Source organism: Saccharopolyspora erythraea (genome assembly GCF_018141105.1).
Taxonomy (GTDB): Bacteria; Actinomycetota; Actinomycetes; order Mycobacteriales; family Pseudonocardiaceae; genus Saccharopolyspora_D; species Saccharopolyspora_D erythraea_A.
Window position 1 is genome coordinate 5,357,200 of record NZ_CP054839.1, and the last position, 15,171, is coordinate 5,372,370.

Here is a 15,171-nt window from a genome sequence, read left to right on the forward strand (position 1 = left end):
TTCACAGCGGCACCTCCCTCTGGTCCGGCGTGGCGTGCGGGTCAGCCGTCGCCGAACGCGGCGTCGAAGGCGGCGGCGGGCGGTTCGATGGCGACCAGTTCGCGGACCCGCGCCAGCGCGTCCGGCGCGCCCAGCAGCCGGTCCATCCCGGCGTCCTCCCACTCCACCGAGATCGGCCCGGTGTAGCCGATGGAGTTGAGCACCCGGATGCAGGACTCGAAGTCGATGTCGCCGTGGCCGACCGAGACGAAGTCCCAGCCACGGCGCGGATCGGCCCACGGCAGGTGGGACCCGAGCCGCCCGTTGCGGCCGTCGAGGTGCAGCTTTGCGTCCTTGAAGTCGACGTGGTAGATGCGGTCGGCGAAGTCGCGCACGAAGCCGACGGGATCGAGGTCCTGCCACACGAAGTGGCTCGGGTCGAAGTTGATCCCGAACGCGGCCCGGTTGTCCACCGCGGCCATCGCCCGCTGCGTCGTCCAGTAGTCGTAAGCGATCTCACTCGGGTGCACCTCGAGGGCGAAGCGGACGCCGCACTCGTCGAAGACGTCGAGGATCGGGTTCCACCGCTCGGCGAACTCGGCGAAGCCGCGCTCGACGGTCTCGGCGGGAACCGGCGGGAACATCGCCACCGCGTACCAGATCGGCGACCCGGTGAACCCGACCACAGTGGACACACCGAGCTCGGCCGCGACGCGCGCGGTGTCCTTGAGCTCCTCGGCCGCGCGCCGCCGCACGCCCTCGGCCTCGCCGTCGCCCCACACCCGGCCGGGCAGGATCGCGCGGTGGCGTTCGTCGATGGGGTGGTCGCAGACGGCCTGCCCGGTCAGGTGGTTGGAGATCGCGTGCAGCTGCAGGCCGTGGTCGTCGAGCAGCTTGCGGCGCTGAGCGAGGTAGTCGGAGTCCTCGCGGGCCCTGGCGATGTCCAGGTGCCTGGCCGCGCACGCCACCTCCAGGCCGTCGTAACCCCAGTCCGCTGCCAGCCGGCACACCTCCTCGAACGGCAGGTCTGCCCACTGCCCGGTGAAAAGCGTGACCGGACGTGCCATCAGCTCTCTCCTTCCTCGACGGCGGTCCACCGGCTCTCCCGCGCGGCGCTGCGCTGCACGGCGTCGAGCACCCGCTGCACGCGCAGACCGTCGGAGAAGCCCGGCCGCGGCGGCGTACCGGACGCGACCGCGACCACGAAGTCCCTGATCTCGTGGGTGAAGGTGTGGTCGTAGCCGAGCACGTGACCCGGCGGGTACCACGCCTGCAGGTACGGGTGCCCCGGCTCGGTGGCCAGCACGCGGCGGAAACCGGAGCTCTCGGCGGTGTCGGCGCCGTCGTGGAACTGCAGCTCGTTCATCGACTCGAAGTCGAACGCGATGCTGCCCTCGCTGCCGTTGACCTCGATGCGCAGGCCGTTCTTGCGCCCCGCGGCGTAGCGGGTCGCCTCGAAGGTCGCGACCGCTCCGCCTTCGAAGCGGGCGGTGAACAGCGCCGCGTCGTCGACCGTGACCGCGCCGGTGCGTCGCGGCTCGGACTCCAGCGGGCGTTGCGGGACGAAGGTCTCCAGCACCGCCGAGACGCCGGTGATCCGGTCGTCGAGCAGGAACTGCGTCAGGTCGACCAGGTGCGCGCCCAGGTCGCCCAGGGCGCCGGAGCCGGCGCGCTCGGCCTGCAGCCGCCAGGTCAGCGGCGCCTCCGGGTCCACCAGCCAGTCCTGCAGGTACGCCGCGCGGACGTGCCGGACCCGGCCCAGCCTGCCGCGCTCGACGAGCTCGCGCGCCAGGGCCAGGGCGGGGACCCGCCGGTAGTTGAACGCCACCATCGAACCGATGCCCGCGGCTGCCGCGCGCTCGGCCTCCGCCGCCATCGCGGTCGCCTCGGCAACCGAGTTGGCAAGCGGTTTCTCGCACAGCACGTGCTTTCCCGCCTTCAGCGCGGCGATCGCGATCTCGGCGTGGCTGTCACCCGGCGTGCAGATGTCGACCACGTGCACGTCGTCGCGCCGCAGCACCGACTTCCAGTCCGTGCTCGACTCGCGCCAGCCCAGCCGCGCGGCGGCGGCTTCGGCGGCGTCCTCCCGGCGGCCGCAGAGCACCGCCATGTCCGGCACCACCGGCAGGTCGAAGACGTGCCCCGCCGTCCGCCAGGCGTGCGAGTGCACCGCACCCATGAACGCGTGGCCGACGAGGGCCACACCGAGCTTTTCCATGTCGGTCCTCTTGTTCCCCAGGAGGTGGATGTCAGGTCTGGTCGATGCCGAGCGCGTGGTCGCCGGCCAGCGCGGCCGCGCCGACGACGCCGGCGTTCTCACCGAGCTCGGAGAGCACGACCGGCAGGTTGCTGGTGGCCAGCGGCGTCGAACGCCGGTAGAGCTCGCTGCGGACCTCGGCGAGCAGCGTGTGCCCGAGACCGGTCGCGACTCCGCCGCCGACGACGATCATGGCCGGGTTGAAGAAGTTGACCAGGCCCGCGAGCACCCGCCCCAGCCGCCTGCCGCCGTCGCGGACCAGCCCGAGCGCGTGCGGATCGCCCTGCCGCATCGCGGTTCCCACGTCGGCGGCGGTCAGCGGTCCGTCGGCGAGCATGGACTCCAGGACGGCCGACTCGCCGCCGCGGGCGAGCGCGTTGACGTCCCTGGAGAGCGCGGCGCCGCTGAACCACGCCTCGAGGCAGCCGGTGCGCCCGCAGCTGCACACGGGTCCGCCGTCGTTGACGGCGATGTGCCCGATGTCGCCCGCGCTGCCGTTGCTGCCCCGCAGCACGCGGTGACCGGTGATGATCCCGCAGCCGATCCCGGTGCCGATCTTGACGAACAGGAAGTCGCCGACCGAGCGGGCCAGCCCGCAGTACATCTCGCCGACGGCCATCAGGTTGACGTCGTTGTCGACCAGCACCGGGCAGTCGAGCTGCTTGAGGAAGAACTCGCGGACCGGGTAGCGGTCCCACCCCGGCATGATCGGCGGTGAGACGGTGTAGCCGTCGCGGAAGCTCACCGGTCCCGGCACGCCCACCCCGACGCCGTCCACGCGGCCCAGGTGGCCCTCGGCGCGGAGCTTGCCGATCAGCTCGACAGCCCGCCGCAGCACCACCTCCGGACCGGACCGGATGTCGATGTCCTCCGCCACGTGCGCGACGAGGTCGAGCCGTCCGTTGGTTACCCCCACGTCCAGCGACGTCGCGCCGATGTCCACACCGACGAACCGCAGGTCGCCGGAGAGCTGCACGAGCCCCGAGCGGCGTCCGCCCCGGGACTCGGCCTTGCCCGCCCGCTCGACGAATCCGAGGTCCTCGAGCCGCTGGAGCTCCTGGCCGATCTTCGACCGGGACAGGCCCACCTGCGCGGCCATCTCGGCCGCCGACTGCGGACCGTTCAGGCGCAGGGCCGCCAGGAGTCTTGCCTGGTGGGGATTCTCCGGTTGCAATGCGAACCTCACTTCTTGCACTCCGGGTAAGAAGTTGTTCACAAAGTAGAAGCAATCTTGTTTCCGGAGTCAATAAGAAGGCAGCCAAGTCGCCCAGACGTCGGCAACCGGCGAGAAGCAAGCCGATTTGGTCTAGACCTTGGCGAGCGTTGATCCGCAACCTGCTCGATGCCCATCGAGCAACCCCAGCGCCGCACCGGCCGGCTCAGCCCCGCTTTCGGTTCTCCACCAAGTCACACGCCGACGGAGTCGAGCAGCCATGCCGAAGCACCACACGTCCACGTCCACGCCCCCGATCCGGAGGAGCCGCCTCCCTCGCTCCGCAGCCGCCGCGGTCAGCGCGTGCGTCCTGCTCGCCGCACCGGCGCGCACGCCAAGCCATCCGCGCCGCAGGTAGACCCGACCAGCCCGGCCGGGACGTCCCGTCTGGGCGACCCGGCTTCGGCGACTGGTCTTCAGCGACGAGTTCAATGAGACCACAGTAGACAGTTCGAAATGGACCAAACGCGACCAGCACCGCGGCACGCACTCCGGGATCGACTGGTGGTACAAGCCGCAGAACGTGCGCACCGACGGAAGAGGAGCGCTGGCCATCGACCTCGGCAGGCTCGGCCCCGCCGAGTACTCCGGCGGGCGCATCGACAGCCAGGGCAAGTTCGACTACACCCGCGGCAGCATCGAGTTCCGCGCGCACGTGCCGCCCACCGAGGGCCACCTGGCGGCGGTGTGGTTGCAGGCCGACAGCCCCGGCGACGAACTCGGCACCGCGGCCGACGGGGCGGAAGTGGACGTCCTGGAGAGCGCCCACCAGTCCGACACCTACCCGGTGACGTTGCACTACGACGGGTACGGCGAGCACCACCAGTCGTCATCGGAAGCCGTGCGGGCACCGGGGCTGCACGGTACGTGGTACCACACCTTCGGGCTGGAATGGAGCGAGTCGTCGCTGAGGTTCCGCTACGACGGCCAGGTTGTCCGCGAGGTGACCGACCCGAAGCTGATCAGCCGGGTCGCGGAGTTCCCGATCATCTCGCACGAGATCCTGGAGTTCACCGACGGCGACGTCACGAAGGCACCGCTGGACCACACCTCGACCATGTACGTCGGCTACGTGCGGGTGTGGCAGGGCTGACCGGCCTGCGTGGCCCGCGCAGCAGAGGGCTCCACGTCCGGTGCGGACGTGGAGCCCTCCTGACGGCCCGCTTCGTTGCCGCCGGCACGCGGGTGGGCGCCGAACCCCGCGTCAAGGGTCCACCGGCGGCCGAGCGGGCAGGACTCGCCTCAGCGCCCTGGTAGCAGCGCCCTGCGGGTGCGGCGATCGAACAGCGGGCGCGAGAACCCGGACCACGACTGCCGGAAGCCGTACCTGCGGCTCCGGGAGAACCACGTGCGGTGGCCCCACTTCGTGCTCCAGGACAGGCCGCGGCGGGACAGGTGCACCCGCATCGGGCCGACCCGGATGGTCTTGCGGAACTTGGAACCCATCGTTGCTCCCTGCCTTTCGGTCGCTGACAGAGATGTACCCACCGCGCGCCGGTATTAATCATGGACCTGCGCGGTTTCAATCATGGACCAGGTGACCGGCCCGTCACCGGCGACGATCACGACTCCGACTGCGACTCCGCGTCGCCGCTGAACGCCTTTCGCGCCTCCTGCCACGCGCCGTGCGCGCGGCGCTGCGCATCGGCTACCGCCTCCGCCTGCACATCGGGCTGGTCGGCGAGGACGTTGGCCACTCCGGTGAGCGCCTCGGCACCCCGGGTGCCCGCGTTGAAGAACGCGGTGACCAGCTCCGCGGGCATCCTCGTGGTCCCCGGGCCCTGGTCCTCGGCCGCCTGCTCCTGCACCTCGGCGGCGGTGTCCCAGGCCGAGCTCAGCTGTGCGAAAGCGTCCAGCAGGTTGCGCCACACCGTGATCTGCTCGGTGTTCGGCTCGGGTGTCACATCGCTCATGGCGGTCCTTCCTCAGCGGAGCTGATCGGTTGGCTCTGTCAGAGCTAGCAGATACCCCGCCGCGCACCGACCCGAAACGCCGCGAGGCCGCGAACCGGATCCGGTGGCAGGCGGCACGAGCGCACGGCGCGATCCGCCCACCGGCCGGCTACATCCCGTAGAGCGCGGGCTTGTCGGCCAGCTCCACCTCGACCGGCGCGCCGTCCTCCTGCGCGCGCAGGCACGCCTCGGCCACCGCGGTCGCGGCGTAGCCGTCCCACGCGCTGGGCCCGCACACCTCGCCGCGCGCCGCGGCGTCGACCCACGCCTGCAGTTGCAGGCGGTACGCCTCGGCGAACCGCGTCCGGAAGTCCGCGTGCACCGCGACGCCCTCGGTGCCGCCCGCGCGCACCACGGTGGTCGACGGCAGCGCCAGCGAGACCGTGCCCAGTTCCCCGACCAGCTCGCACCGCACGTCGTAGCCGTACTGGGCGTTGACGAAAACCTCGACGTCGACGGTCACCCCGGCTGCGGTCTCCAGCACCAGCAGCCGCGGGTCGGCCATCCGCGCGGCCGCACGGCTGGACGAGCGCGTGCCGTGCACGGTGACGCGCACGATCTCCGACGACAGCAACCAGCGCACCACGTCGAACTCATGCACCGCGGCGCTGGTGAACGGCATCTCCGGGGTGAAGAAGTGCAGCGCCCGCGCGTTGCGGTGCACGCAGTGCACCAGCACCGGATCGCCCACGGTCCCGGCATCCAACGCCCGCTTCATGTCCACATAGGATGGATCGAACCGCCGCATGTACCCGGCCTGCACCAGCCGCCGCCCCTTGGCCACCTCGTGCGCGACGATGCGCAGGCAGTCCGCGGCCGTGGCCGCCAGCGGTTTCTCGCACAGCACCGGCTTGCCCGCCTCGACGCACGCCGCGGCCAGCGCCTCGTGGGTGTGGTCCGGGGACGCGACGACCACCGCGTCCACACCCGCATCGCCGATCAGGCCCACGGGGTCGGCGTGGAAGACCACCTCGTCGCCGGCCTCGGCGGCGACCGCGCGTCCCCGGTCCTCGTCGGCATCCGAAACCGCGACCACCCGCGCACCGGCGACGGCGCCGGCCAACGTCCGCACGTGGTCGGCACCCATCACGCCCGTCCCGACCACACCCACCCGCACAGTCATCGGCACTCCAGCTCCTCTCGGAATCGATTCCCCGACATACCAGCAGCACGGGCGCACCGGAGTCCAGGAATGCGGGCGTTCGGGTGAACGGCGGCGGAGGCGGGCCGTCCGGCGGGATGCAGGTCGACACCGACGCCTTGCGCCGATGCGCGCGTGCCGCCGGAGACCTCAAGCAGCGGCTGGCGCGGGACGGCGCGACGGTCAACGACCCCACCGACGACGCCGTGGCCGCCCTCAAGGGCGGGCAGTTCGAACTGAGCGTCGCGCTCGGCCAGGTGCGGAAGGTTGCTGCGTCGTGCGGCACGTTTTTGGCGTCTACCTCTGATCGTGCGCATGCGTTTAATCGACCGGGAGTTGTATCTGCGCTCAGGTACGATGTCTGCTGCTCGAGGTGAGCCGACGCGCGAATCTGATGTAGCCGTGCTGACCGCCGAAGTGACGCCAGGAGTCTCCAAATCTATGCCCGACCTCTTCACCACTGCCATTTCCGGCAACCTGCTCCACGGCGCGCTCGGCCTTGAACACGGTGCGCACGGGGTATTGCCGCACCGATTGCCCCGGGCCGCATGGATGCAGGCCGACCAGCAGCTCGTCATGGCGCAGGCCCAGCCCTCCGGGGTACGGCTGGCACTTCGCACCGCGGCGACGGTCGTCGAGCTGGACGCGCACCGCACGACCATGGCCTACCGGGGAGTCGCCCCGCGCCCTGATGGCTGCTACGACCTGCTCGTCGACGGCGAACTCGCCGGTCAGGTGATCTCCACTGGCGGTACCGCCGAGATCGTCGACATCGCGACTGGCGAACGTGAGACCCGGACCGGCCCACTCACGACGGTCCGCTTCGCCGGGCTCCCGAAGCGGAAGAAGCGGGTCGAAATCTGGCTACCGCACTATGAGCGGATCGAGATGGTCGCGTTGCGCACCGACGCGCCGGTCGAGCCCGTGCAGCCGGGAGAGCGACCGGTGTGGCTGCACCACGGCAGCTCCATCAGCCAGGGGTCCAACGCCACCAGCCCCACGGCCATCTGGCCTGCTCTGGCCGCGGCGCACGGAAAAGTCGAACTGGTCAACCTCGGGTTCAGCGGAAGCGCCATGCTCGACCCGTTCGTGGCCCGCACCATGCGAGACCTCCCCGCCGACCTGATCAGCATCAAGATCGGGATCAACCTGGTCAACGGCGACGTCATGCGCCTGCGTGCTTTCGGCCCGGCCGTTCACGGCTTCCTCGACACGATCCGCGAGGGGCACCCGTCGAAGCCGCTGCTGATCATCTCGCCGATCCTCTGCCCGATCCACGAGGACACCCCGGGGCCGGGCGCCCCCGACTTCACCGACGGGGTAATGCGGTTCCGCGCCACCGGAGACCCGGCAGAAGTTCCCGCGGGCAAGCTGACGCTGCGGACGATCCGCCAAGAACTCGCCGAGATCGTGCGGCAACGCTCGGCAGAGGACCCGCACCTGCACTACCTCGACGGTCGCGCACTCTACGGTGAGGCCGACGCCACCGAGCTGCCTCTTCCCGACCGCCTGCACCCGGACACGGCGACCCACCGGTTGATGAGTGAGCGGTTTGGGGCACTGGCCTTCAACAGCGGCGCACCGTTCGCGACCTGACCGGCCACATCTCCCAGTACTCCAACGGCACTTGTGGTGGGTAGCCGCGTCGGCGGTAGTGGCTGGTGCGGGGCTTGGTGTTGGCGCCGTCGGCGCCAGCGTGACCAGTGCCAGATGTGTTCGGCAGTGTGCAGGGGCAGTAGGACCAGATTGGTCAGCAGGTGGCGGATCTTGAGTACGGTGTAGGTGATCACGTCTTCGCCACCGACGCTGATTCCCATTTTATGTCAAGGGTTTTGGCTGCTGCGCACCACGCCCAGCGCCGAGATCAGGAACCCGGCGGCGAAGCACGCGGTGGAGACGAACATCGCCCAGCGGGGACCGCAGCGCTCGACTCAGGCCCCGGCGAAGGCGGCCGAGAGCCCGAGCATCACGATGGCGAGCTGGAACGGCAGGGTGCTCAAGCGACCGGTTGCCGGGTCGAGACGCGGAAGTCGGCGCGGCGCAGGAGTTCTTCGGCGTCGTCGACCGGCGGGTAGATCCACACCTCGTTGACCGTCCGCTTGCGCTGCTTGGCGGCCTGGTGCGCCGAGGCCACGGCGCGCTCCCATCCCGTGGTGAAGACCGCTCCCGCCGAGCCCAGGTCGAGGCAGGTGACGTAGGGGTCGGGCGCGAACGGCTCCTGCGGCAGACCGAGGAGGTCGGCGGCCACGTTGTGCCCGGCGAAACGGCCGAGCGGGCCGGCGTGCTGGCAGCTCTGCATGACCTGGTGGCCGTCCTCGGCCTGCGCGGCGGCGGTGTCTCCCGCCGCGTACACCTCGGGCACCCCGGCGACCCGGAGGTACGGGTCGACCGCCAGCCTGCCGAGCCCGTCGCGAGGCGCGGGGACGTCCGCGGTCAGGGGGCTGGCCCGCACCCCCGCCGTCCACACCACCGTGCGAGCGTCGAGCACGCTGCCGTCCGACAGCCGGACCCGGTCCGGCTCCACAGCGCGGATCGTCGCGCCGAGGCGCTGCTGGACGCCGAGCGCCGACAGCGCGTCGAGCACCACCGGCCGCGGTCCCGGGCCGAGATCGGGGCCGACCACGTCCGCGCGTTCGACCAGCACGACGCGGACCTCGCCGACCGCGCCGTGCGGCTCGGCGACGGCGCGCAGCCGATCCACCAGCTCGGTGGCGATCTCCAGGCCGGTGAACCCGGCACCGACCACCACCGCCGTGAACCTGCCGGGACCTGCCGGCAGGTCCGGCAGCCAGTGCAGATGCGCGTCGAGCGCCGCGGCAGCGGGCAGCGTGTCGACGTCGTGCAGGTGCTCGGCGCCCGGCAGGTCCGGGCGGACGAGGTGGCTGCCGGAGGCGAGCACCAGCCGGTCGTAGGACAGCTCGATGGACCGCCCGTCGCGCCGGACGGCGGTGACGCGGCGGCGGCCGGTGTCGATGCCGGTCGCGGTCGCGGCCACCCGGTCCACCCCGACCGGACCGAGCACCCGGTCCAGGGAGACGCGCATCCGCTCCGGCTCGGCCTGGTACAGCCTGGGCCGGATCACCAGGTCGTCCCCGGCGCTCACCAGCGTCACGGAGCACTCCGCCTCGCCCGCGCCCGCGATGCGCCGCAGCCGGACCGCCGCCGCCGCGCTCCACACACCGGCGAAACCTCCACCAACAACCAGGATATTGGACATCCAGATTCTCCTCGGTCGGCACCCCGCGGGCGGTTCCACGGGCATGGGGTCAGTCGCGGCCGTGCCAGCGGCGCAGCCGCTCGGCCGCCGTCGGGGCGTGCTCCTCGGCGGCGTCCCGCACGTCGGCCAGGGTCTGGGCGGCAAGTTCGCGGCGCCACGCCAGCTCGGCGCGGCGCATCGCGGTCGCGATCGCGCACGGCGACTCGAACTCGCGCCGCGGAGCGTTGGCACCCGCCCCACGGCGCCGGATCTCGGTGCACCGGAAGGCGTCCTCCGGCCCCTCGATCGCCGCGACGACGTCCATCAGCGTGATCTTCTCCGGCGGCCGGGCGAGGCTGAAGCCGCCCCTGGCTCCCGGTGTCGAGATGAGCAGCCCGGCCCTGACCAGCGCCTGGAGCTGCTTGTTCAGGTACGCGGGCGGCAGGTCGTTGCCCGCGGCGAGCCGCGAGGTCGGCACCGGCCTGCCGTCGTCGAGCCAGGCCAGCGCGAGCAGGCTGTGCAGCGCCCACTCGACGCCCTCGCTCATCCGCATGAACCTGGACATTAGATAACCAGGTTCGCTCCCGCAAGTGCGCCGAGCACTCGCACGGCTTTCCTCGCAGCACCCGCGCCCGGCGGACCTACTCGGTGACCAGACCGATGTCGAGGTTGGGCACCTGGTTGATGCGCCCGTCGGTCAACGCCACGACGGCCGTCGCGACACCGGTCGCCGGGTCGGCGTCGGAGTCGGTGGCGGGAGCGCCGGCGTTCTTCGGGGAGAACCGAATCCCCTCGGGCGCGACGAAGCGCAACGAGTAGGTCCCGGTGCCCTGGTTCGCCAGCGCGTAGTGGCCGGTGGCATCGGTAGCGCTGCCCCACCGCCCGATCCAGAACCGGATGTCGCCGAGCGACGGCTCACCGGTCTGGCGCTGCCCGTCGGCGTCGAGGTCGTGCCAGGCCACTCCCGTGATGTCGCCGCCGAGCTTGCCGAAGTCGGCGCGGCTGGTCGCGCCGGCGACCACGTCCACGACCACCTCGGACGCAGTGGTGAGCTGGTAGCCGATCGGGTTGATGCCGGCCCGGTACCGCCCGGGCGGCACGTCCGGGATCACGAACCCGCCATCGGGTTCCGTGCCGGCGGTGGCGACCCAGCCGCCGTCCATCCGGTAGAGGCCGACCGCGCTGCCACCGCCGGGCTCCCCCGGCTGCCACGCCCCGTCGGCGTTGCGGTCGAAGTAGTGCAAGCCCGCGACCGTCCCGGTCCCCGCCGACGAGTGCGCCTGCGCCGGGAACACCGCTCCCGACGACGCCAGCACTCCCGCCAGGAGCAACACACCGTTCCTGCTCACCATCACGTGTCTCCTGTCGCGACGAAACCCGCTTTCCGACATCAGAACGCGGTTGTGTGGCGCGGTTGCCAAGCCTGAATTTCAGACCACTGTGGACAAATCCTCCAGAGCCGTGGCGGGCGGCCAGCCGGTCACCGAGCGTTGCCGAACCCGCTCACTCACCCGGCCGTTGACCTCGGCGTTGATCGTAATTACAGTCCCCGAATCACCTAGCGAGAACCGCCGTTCACCGCCGCACGGCGAGATCCGCCGATCCCCGCGGCGGGAGCCCGCCGGATGCGCAGCACCGGCCGCGACACCCGTCGCACCGCCGCCCGGCGCAGGCTGCCCGCGGCGCCCACTGACGTTCACCCGAACAGACCGCACCACGCCGGATCCGCCCCACCACCACGCACCAGCGCCGACGCCGCCGCCGCGCCGCCGCTTGCGCCCAAGCCCGCAGGGAAGGTCAGTCAATGACGACGCACGCCCCTTCGCCCCCGCCCGCAGAGTCCGGCGACCCGGCGCTGCTCGGGCGGCGCCGGTTCCTCGGCTACGTGCTGGCGGCGCCCACCCTCGTGGCCGCGGCGGAGCTCGGCCCGGGCACCGGCACGGCCGGCGCCGCGGTCCCGTCGGCGCCGTCGCCCGCCGAGGTGTACGACCTCAACGACATGCTCACCCAGGCGGCGCTGCCCACCGCGAACCTCATCACCGTCGAGGTGCACGAGGACGGCACGGTCTCGTTCGCGCTGCCGCGCGCCGAGGTCGGGCAGGGCATCACGACCTCCAGCGCGATGCTGATCGCCGAGGAACTGGACGTGCCGCTGGACCGGGTGCACGTCACCCTCGCCGACGCCCGGCCGGAGCTGCTGTTCAACCAGCTCACCGGCGGCTCGAACACGACCTTCGCGACTTACACCCCGATCCGGGTCGCAGCGGCGATCGCCAGGGGCAGGCTGCTGCAGGCCGCCGCGCTCGAGCTGGACGCGACGGTCACCAGCCTCACCACGCGCGCGGGGATGATCACCTCCGCGGCCGGGCTGAGCACGACCTACGGCGCGCTGGCGCGCAAGGCCGCGAGCCTGCGCACCGAGGAGGTCGCCGTCGAGCTCAAACCCCGTTCCGAGTTCACCGTCATCGGCACCCCGCGCAACCGGGTCGACGCGCTCGCGGCGGTGACCGGGCGCAAGAAGTTCACCATGGACCTCGACGTCCCGGACGCGCTGCCGACGATGGTGTGCCGCCCGCCGACGATCAACGGCACCGTGGAGTCGGTGGCAAACGCAGGAGAAGTCCGCACGATGCCCGGGATCACCGACGTGGTGGCCGTGTCCACCGGGGTCGCCGTGCGCGGCAGGACTTTCGGCCAGTGCATCGACGCGGTCCGCGCCCTGCGCGTCGAGTGGGGGCCGGGCAGCGCCGAGGGCAAGTCGGACGAGTCCGTGCTCGAAGAGCTGCGCGCGGCCGAACTCCCCATGGCCGTTCCGGAAACCGGCCCGCTCACCAGGACGATCGAGGCGGAGTTCACCTTCCACTTCCGCGGGAACAGCGCCCTGGAGCCCAACTGCGCCATCGCCGACGTGCGCGCCGACCGCGCCGAGGTCTGGGCAGCGCTGAAATCACCGATCGTGGCCCAGGAAACCATCGCCGCCAGGCTCGGGCTGCCTCCTCAGGCGGTGGCGGTGCACGTGGCCGAGGGTGGCGGTTCGTTCGGCCGCAAGCTGTTCGGCGACGCCGCGCTGGAGGCCGCCGAGATCTCCCAGCGGATGGGCAAGCCGGTCAGGCTGATGTGGCACCGCGCCGACGACTGCAGGCAGGGCCGAACGCACCCGATGGCCACCTCCCGCGTCCGGGTCAGCCACACGCCGGACGCCGTGCTCGGTTACGAGCAGCGGCACACCAGCGTGTTCACCGACTTCAGCCACGGGCTCGGCGAGGTCGTCACGGCCATGGCGGCGAAGCTGCCGGTGGGCGACCTCGGCTTCAGCGAGACCATCTTCGCGCTGACCCAGACCATGCCCTACCAGTTCGGGGCCACGACGCAGCTGCTCAACGAGGCCGACAAGGGCTTCAACACCGGCAGCATGCGCAACATCTACTCCCCCGACGTCACCTGCGCCCGCGAGCTGATCGCCGACCGGCTCGCCGCCGCGATGGCCTCGGATCCCTACCGGTTCCGCCGCGACTTCCTGCAGGACGACCGCTCGCGGGCGGTGCTCGACGAGGTCGCCCGTGCCGGCGGCTGGGGCAGGCCGATGCCCGCGGGTACGGCGCAGGGCATCGCCTTCCACGCCGAGTACCACGGGGTGACCGCCGCGCTCGTCGAGATCGACTGCCGCCCGGAGACCGTGAACCGCCCGATCCGCGACGGCGTCACCGGGCCGCGGGTCACCAAGGCGGTCTTCGCCGTCGACGTCGGGCTCGCGGTCAACCCGCGCGGCCTGCGGGCCCAGATGATGGGCGGGATCTCCGACGGCATCGCCCAGGTGCTGACCTCCAGCCTCCACCTGCGCGACGGGCACTTCCTGGAGGCCAGCTGGGACAACTACTTCTACACCAGGCAGTGGAACACGCCGTTGGACCTGGAGATCATCGTCATGCCGCCGACCACGGGCGAACCGGGCGGCGCGGGCGAACTCGGCGTGGCCGCGTCGATGGCAGCGGTCGCGTGCGCCTACGGCCGCGCCACGGGCACCACGCCGACCAGCTTCCCGATCAACCACGGCACCCTCTCCTTCGAGCCGAAGCCGACCGTCCCGCCGATCCCGCAGTCCCCTGTGGATGGTCTGCGCCACACCTACTAGACCGCGGCGGACCCGTCGCACCGAACCTGGTCCGTTCCAGGACTTCCCGCGCCCGAACCGAGGAGCTCCCGTGCCCGAATACACCTTTATCCTCAACGGCAGGCAGGTCACCGCCGACGTGCCCGCGGACGTGCGGCTGCTGTGGGTGCTGCGCGACGTCCTCGGCGTCACCGGGCCGAAGTACGGCTGCGGCATCAACGTCTGCAAGGCGTGCACCAGCCACCACAACGGCAGGGCGTTCAACCCCTGCTCGGTGCCGGTGGAGGACATCGCCCCCACCGACGAGATCACCACCATCGAGGGCCTGCCCGCCACCGTCGACGCGGACCTGCACCCGATGCAGGAGGCGTGGCTGGAGCACGACGTGGCCCAGTGCGGCTACTGCCAGCCCGGCCAGATCATGGCGGCGGTGGCCAAGGTCCGGCAGGTCCGCGCCGAGGGACGGGAGATCAGCGACGCCGACCTGGACGAGATCCGCAACATCTGCCGCTGCGGCACCTACTTCCGCATCCGCGACGCGATCAGGGCAGGCGCGGAGAAGATGTGACGGCGGACAGCGTCGGCCGAGCGCGGTCAGCGGGAGCCACGCGGCTCGGCGGCCGCCCGTCGGCGCGGGCCCCGTCAGCGGAAGCCACGCCTCAGCGCGGCCGCCCGTCGGCGCGGCCGCCCGTCAACGCGGGCTCGCGCCGTGCAGTAGCTCGTCGAGAATGCGGTCCAGCGCCTCGCGGGTGTTCAGCCCCGGCAGCATGCCGCTGGTCGCAAGGCCGGCGAAGCCGTGCAGCGCGGCGAACACCGCGAGCCCGATCCCTTCGACGTCGCCGCCGTGCACGTCGCCGCTGCGCTGTCCGTCCACGATCACCGCGAGCATCTGCTCGCCCAGCCTGCGCCCGGCGGCGAGGAGCTCCTCGGAGGCGTCCGGGGCGTGCTTTCGCACGAACATCAGCTCCAGCAGCTCCGGGTCCCGCACCGCGAAGTCGACGTAGGCGCGGGCCATCTCGGTCAGCCGGGCGCGGAACCGGCCGCCGGTGTCCGCCGCGGCGTCGAGCTCGGCGGAGAGGCGCTGGAATCCGCGCAGGGCCAGCGCGTTCAGCAGCGCCTGCCGGTCCCGGAAGTGCCTGCGCGGTGCGGCGTGGCTGACGCCGACGTCCCGCGCGAGCTCCCTCAGCGACAGGGCGTCGACCCCCCGCCCGCGCAGCGCCGCGGACGCGGCGTCCAGCAACGCGGCGCGCAGGTCCCCGTGGTGATATCGCTCTCCGGCCATGGCCGGGAGCTTACCGGTCATGTTGACACCGAAATCATTG

At 71.6% G+C, this 15,171-nt stretch carries 15 protein-coding genes and 1 pseudogene; 5 read left to right on the forward strand and 11 right to left on the reverse strand.

Annotated features, from left to right (window positions below; all coding sequences use genetic code 11):
• Nucleotides 1-41: 41 nt before the first annotated feature.
• The 3 genes from HUO13_RS23980 to HUO13_RS23990 are packed head-to-tail and all read right to left on the reverse strand — an operon-like array spanning nt 42 to nt 3,410.
• On the reverse strand, nt 42-1,046 hold the full coding sequence (locus HUO13_RS23980; RefSeq protein WP_211897326.1) for a sugar phosphate isomerase/epimerase family protein: 1,005 nt from the start codon (nt 1,044-1,046) through the stop codon (nt 42-44).
• Nucleotides 1,046-2,197 (reverse strand): Gfo/Idh/MocA family protein, encoded by a 1,152-nt coding sequence (locus tag HUO13_RS23985; protein WP_211897327.1) that lies wholly within the window; start codon nt 2,195-2,197, stop codon nt 1,046-1,048. The genes HUO13_RS23980 and HUO13_RS23985 overlap by 1 nt, the downstream gene beginning before the upstream one ends.
• Before the next feature lie 31 nt (nt 2,198-2,228).
• Complete coding sequence (locus tag HUO13_RS23990) at nt 2,229-3,410, reverse strand: ROK family transcriptional regulator (RefSeq protein WP_211903102.1); 1,182 nt, start codon at nt 3,408-3,410, stop codon at nt 2,229-2,231.
• Between the two features lie 535 nt (nt 3,411-3,945).
• Between HUO13_RS23990 and HUO13_RS23995 the strand changes: the two genes are divergently transcribed.
• Nucleotides 3,946-4,542, forward strand: a complete 597-nt coding sequence (locus HUO13_RS23995) for a glycoside hydrolase family 16 protein (RefSeq protein ID WP_282976917.1) — start codon at nt 3,946-3,948, stop codon at nt 4,540-4,542.
• 149 nt (nt 4,543-4,691) lie between these two features.
• Here HUO13_RS23995 and HUO13_RS24000 read toward each other — a convergent pair whose 3' ends face one another.
• The 3 genes from HUO13_RS24000 to HUO13_RS24010 all read right to left on the reverse strand — a co-directional run bounded on the left by HUO13_RS24000 (nt 4,692) and on the right by HUO13_RS24010 (nt 6,524).
• Nucleotides 4,692-4,895: a hypothetical protein gene (locus tag HUO13_RS24000; RefSeq protein WP_211897329.1), complete on the reverse strand. Its 204-nt coding sequence runs from the start codon at nt 4,893-4,895 to the stop codon at nt 4,692-4,694.
• Between the two features lie 116 nt (nt 4,896-5,011).
• On the reverse strand, nt 5,012-5,362 hold the full coding sequence (locus HUO13_RS24005; RefSeq protein ID WP_211897330.1) for a hypothetical protein: 351 nt from the start codon (nt 5,360-5,362) through the stop codon (nt 5,012-5,014).
• A 148-nt stretch (nt 5,363-5,510) separates the two neighbouring features.
• Nucleotides 5,511-6,524 (reverse strand): Gfo/Idh/MocA family protein, encoded by a 1,014-nt coding sequence (locus HUO13_RS24010; RefSeq protein ID WP_211897331.1) that lies wholly within the window; start codon nt 6,522-6,524, stop codon nt 5,511-5,513.
• Between the two features lie 116 nt (nt 6,525-6,640).
• On the opposite strand from HUO13_RS24010, the gene HUO13_RS24015 reads away from it, so the two are divergent.
• Nucleotides 6,641-6,919, forward strand: coding sequence for a hypothetical protein (locus tag HUO13_RS24015; RefSeq protein WP_211897332.1), 279 nt, complete (start codon nt 6,641-6,643; stop codon nt 6,917-6,919).
• A 64-nt stretch (nt 6,920-6,983) separates the two neighbouring features.
• A complete protein-coding gene (locus tag HUO13_RS24020) occupies nt 6,984-8,138 on the forward strand; it encodes a GDSL-type esterase/lipase family protein (RefSeq protein WP_211903103.1) in 1,155 nt (384 codons plus the stop codon).
• 242 nt (nt 8,139-8,380) lie between these two features.
• Here HUO13_RS24020 and HUO13_RS37670 read toward each other — a convergent pair.
• The 4 genes and pseudogenes from HUO13_RS37670 to HUO13_RS24035 all read right to left on the reverse strand — a co-directional run.
• Nucleotides 8,381-8,551 (reverse strand): annotated as a pseudogene (locus HUO13_RS37670) (MFS transporter); the annotation flags it as partial.
• Nucleotides 8,539-9,804 (reverse strand): NAD(P)/FAD-dependent oxidoreductase, encoded by a 1,266-nt coding sequence (locus tag HUO13_RS24025; protein WP_349253334.1) that lies wholly within the window; start codon nt 9,802-9,804, stop codon nt 8,539-8,541. The gene HUO13_RS24025 and the pseudogene HUO13_RS37670, both read right to left, overlap by 13 nt.
• Before the next feature lie 4 nt (nt 9,805-9,808).
• Nucleotides 9,809-10,291 (reverse strand): RrF2 family transcriptional regulator, encoded by a 483-nt coding sequence (locus tag HUO13_RS24030; protein WP_211897334.1) that lies wholly within the window; start codon nt 10,289-10,291, stop codon nt 9,809-9,811.
• Between the two features lie 88 nt (nt 10,292-10,379).
• Nucleotides 10,380-11,090 (reverse strand): SdrD B-like domain-containing protein, encoded by a 711-nt coding sequence (locus HUO13_RS24035; protein WP_211897335.1) that lies wholly within the window; start codon nt 11,088-11,090, stop codon nt 10,380-10,382.
• A 452-nt stretch (nt 11,091-11,542) separates the two neighbouring features.
• On the opposite strand from HUO13_RS24035, the gene HUO13_RS24040 reads away from it, so the two are divergent.
• Entirely contained in the window at nt 11,543-13,870 is a 2,328-nt protein-coding gene (locus HUO13_RS24040) for a molybdopterin cofactor-binding domain-containing protein (protein WP_211897336.1), read from the forward strand.
• 70 nt (nt 13,871-13,940) lie between these two features.
• Nucleotides 13,941-14,417 carry a (2Fe-2S)-binding protein gene (locus HUO13_RS24045; RefSeq protein WP_282974356.1) on the forward strand — a complete coding sequence of 159 codons (477 nt, stop codon included), beginning with the start codon at nt 13,941-13,943 and terminating at the stop codon, nt 14,415-14,417.
• Between the two features lie 123 nt (nt 14,418-14,540).
• Here the strand turns inward: HUO13_RS24045 and HUO13_RS24050 are convergent, their stop codons facing one another.
• Nucleotides 14,541-15,152: a TetR/AcrR family transcriptional regulator gene (locus HUO13_RS24050; protein WP_249123992.1), complete on the reverse strand. Its 612-nt coding sequence runs from the start codon at nt 15,150-15,152 to the stop codon at nt 14,541-14,543.
• Nucleotides 15,153-15,171 lie beyond the last annotated feature (19 nt).

What these genes read in the sequence shown, in the direction of transcription:
- HUO13_RS23980 (WP_211897326.1), bottom strand. Translation starts at nt 1,046, where the DNA reads ATGGCACGTCCGGTCACGCTTTTCACCGGGCAGTGGGCAGACCTGCCG.
- HUO13_RS23985 (WP_211897327.1), bottom strand. Translation starts at nt 2,197, where the DNA reads ATGGAAAAGCTCGGTGTGGCCCTCGTCGGCCACGCGTTCATGGGTGCG.
- HUO13_RS24000 (WP_211897329.1), bottom strand. Translation starts at nt 4,895, where the DNA reads ATGGGTTCCAAGTTCCGCAAGACCATCCGGGTCGGCCCGATGCGGGTG.
- HUO13_RS24005 (WP_211897330.1), bottom strand. Translation starts at nt 5,362, where the DNA reads ATGAGCGATGTGACACCCGAGCCGAACACCGAGCAGATCACGGTGTGG.
- HUO13_RS24010 (WP_211897331.1), bottom strand. Translation starts at nt 6,524, where the DNA reads ATGACTGTGCGGGTGGGTGTGGTCGGGACGGGCGTGATGGGTGCCGAC.
- HUO13_RS24015 (WP_211897332.1), top strand. Translation starts at nt 6,641, where the DNA reads ATGCAGGTCGACACCGACGCCTTGCGCCGATGCGCGCGTGCCGCCGGA.
- HUO13_RS24020 (WP_211903103.1), top strand. Translation starts at nt 6,984, where the DNA reads ATGCCCGACCTCTTCACCACTGCCATTTCCGGCAACCTGCTCCACGGC.
- HUO13_RS24025 (WP_349253334.1), bottom strand. Translation starts at nt 9,804, where the DNA reads ATGCCCGTGGAACCGCCCGCGGGGTGCCGACCGAGGAGAATCTGGATG.
- HUO13_RS24030 (WP_211897334.1), bottom strand. Translation starts at nt 10,291, where the DNA reads ATGCGGATGAGCGAGGGCGTCGAGTGGGCGCTGCACAGCCTGCTCGCG.
- HUO13_RS24035 (WP_211897335.1), bottom strand. Translation starts at nt 11,090, where the DNA reads ATGGTGAGCAGGAACGGTGTGTTGCTCCTGGCGGGAGTGCTGGCGTCG.
- HUO13_RS24040 (WP_211897336.1), top strand. Translation starts at nt 11,543, where the DNA reads ATGACGACGCACGCCCCTTCGCCCCCGCCCGCAGAGTCCGGCGACCCG.
- HUO13_RS24050 (WP_249123992.1), bottom strand. Translation starts at nt 15,152, where the DNA reads ATGACCGGTAAGCTCCCGGCCATGGCCGGAGAGCGATATCACCACGGG.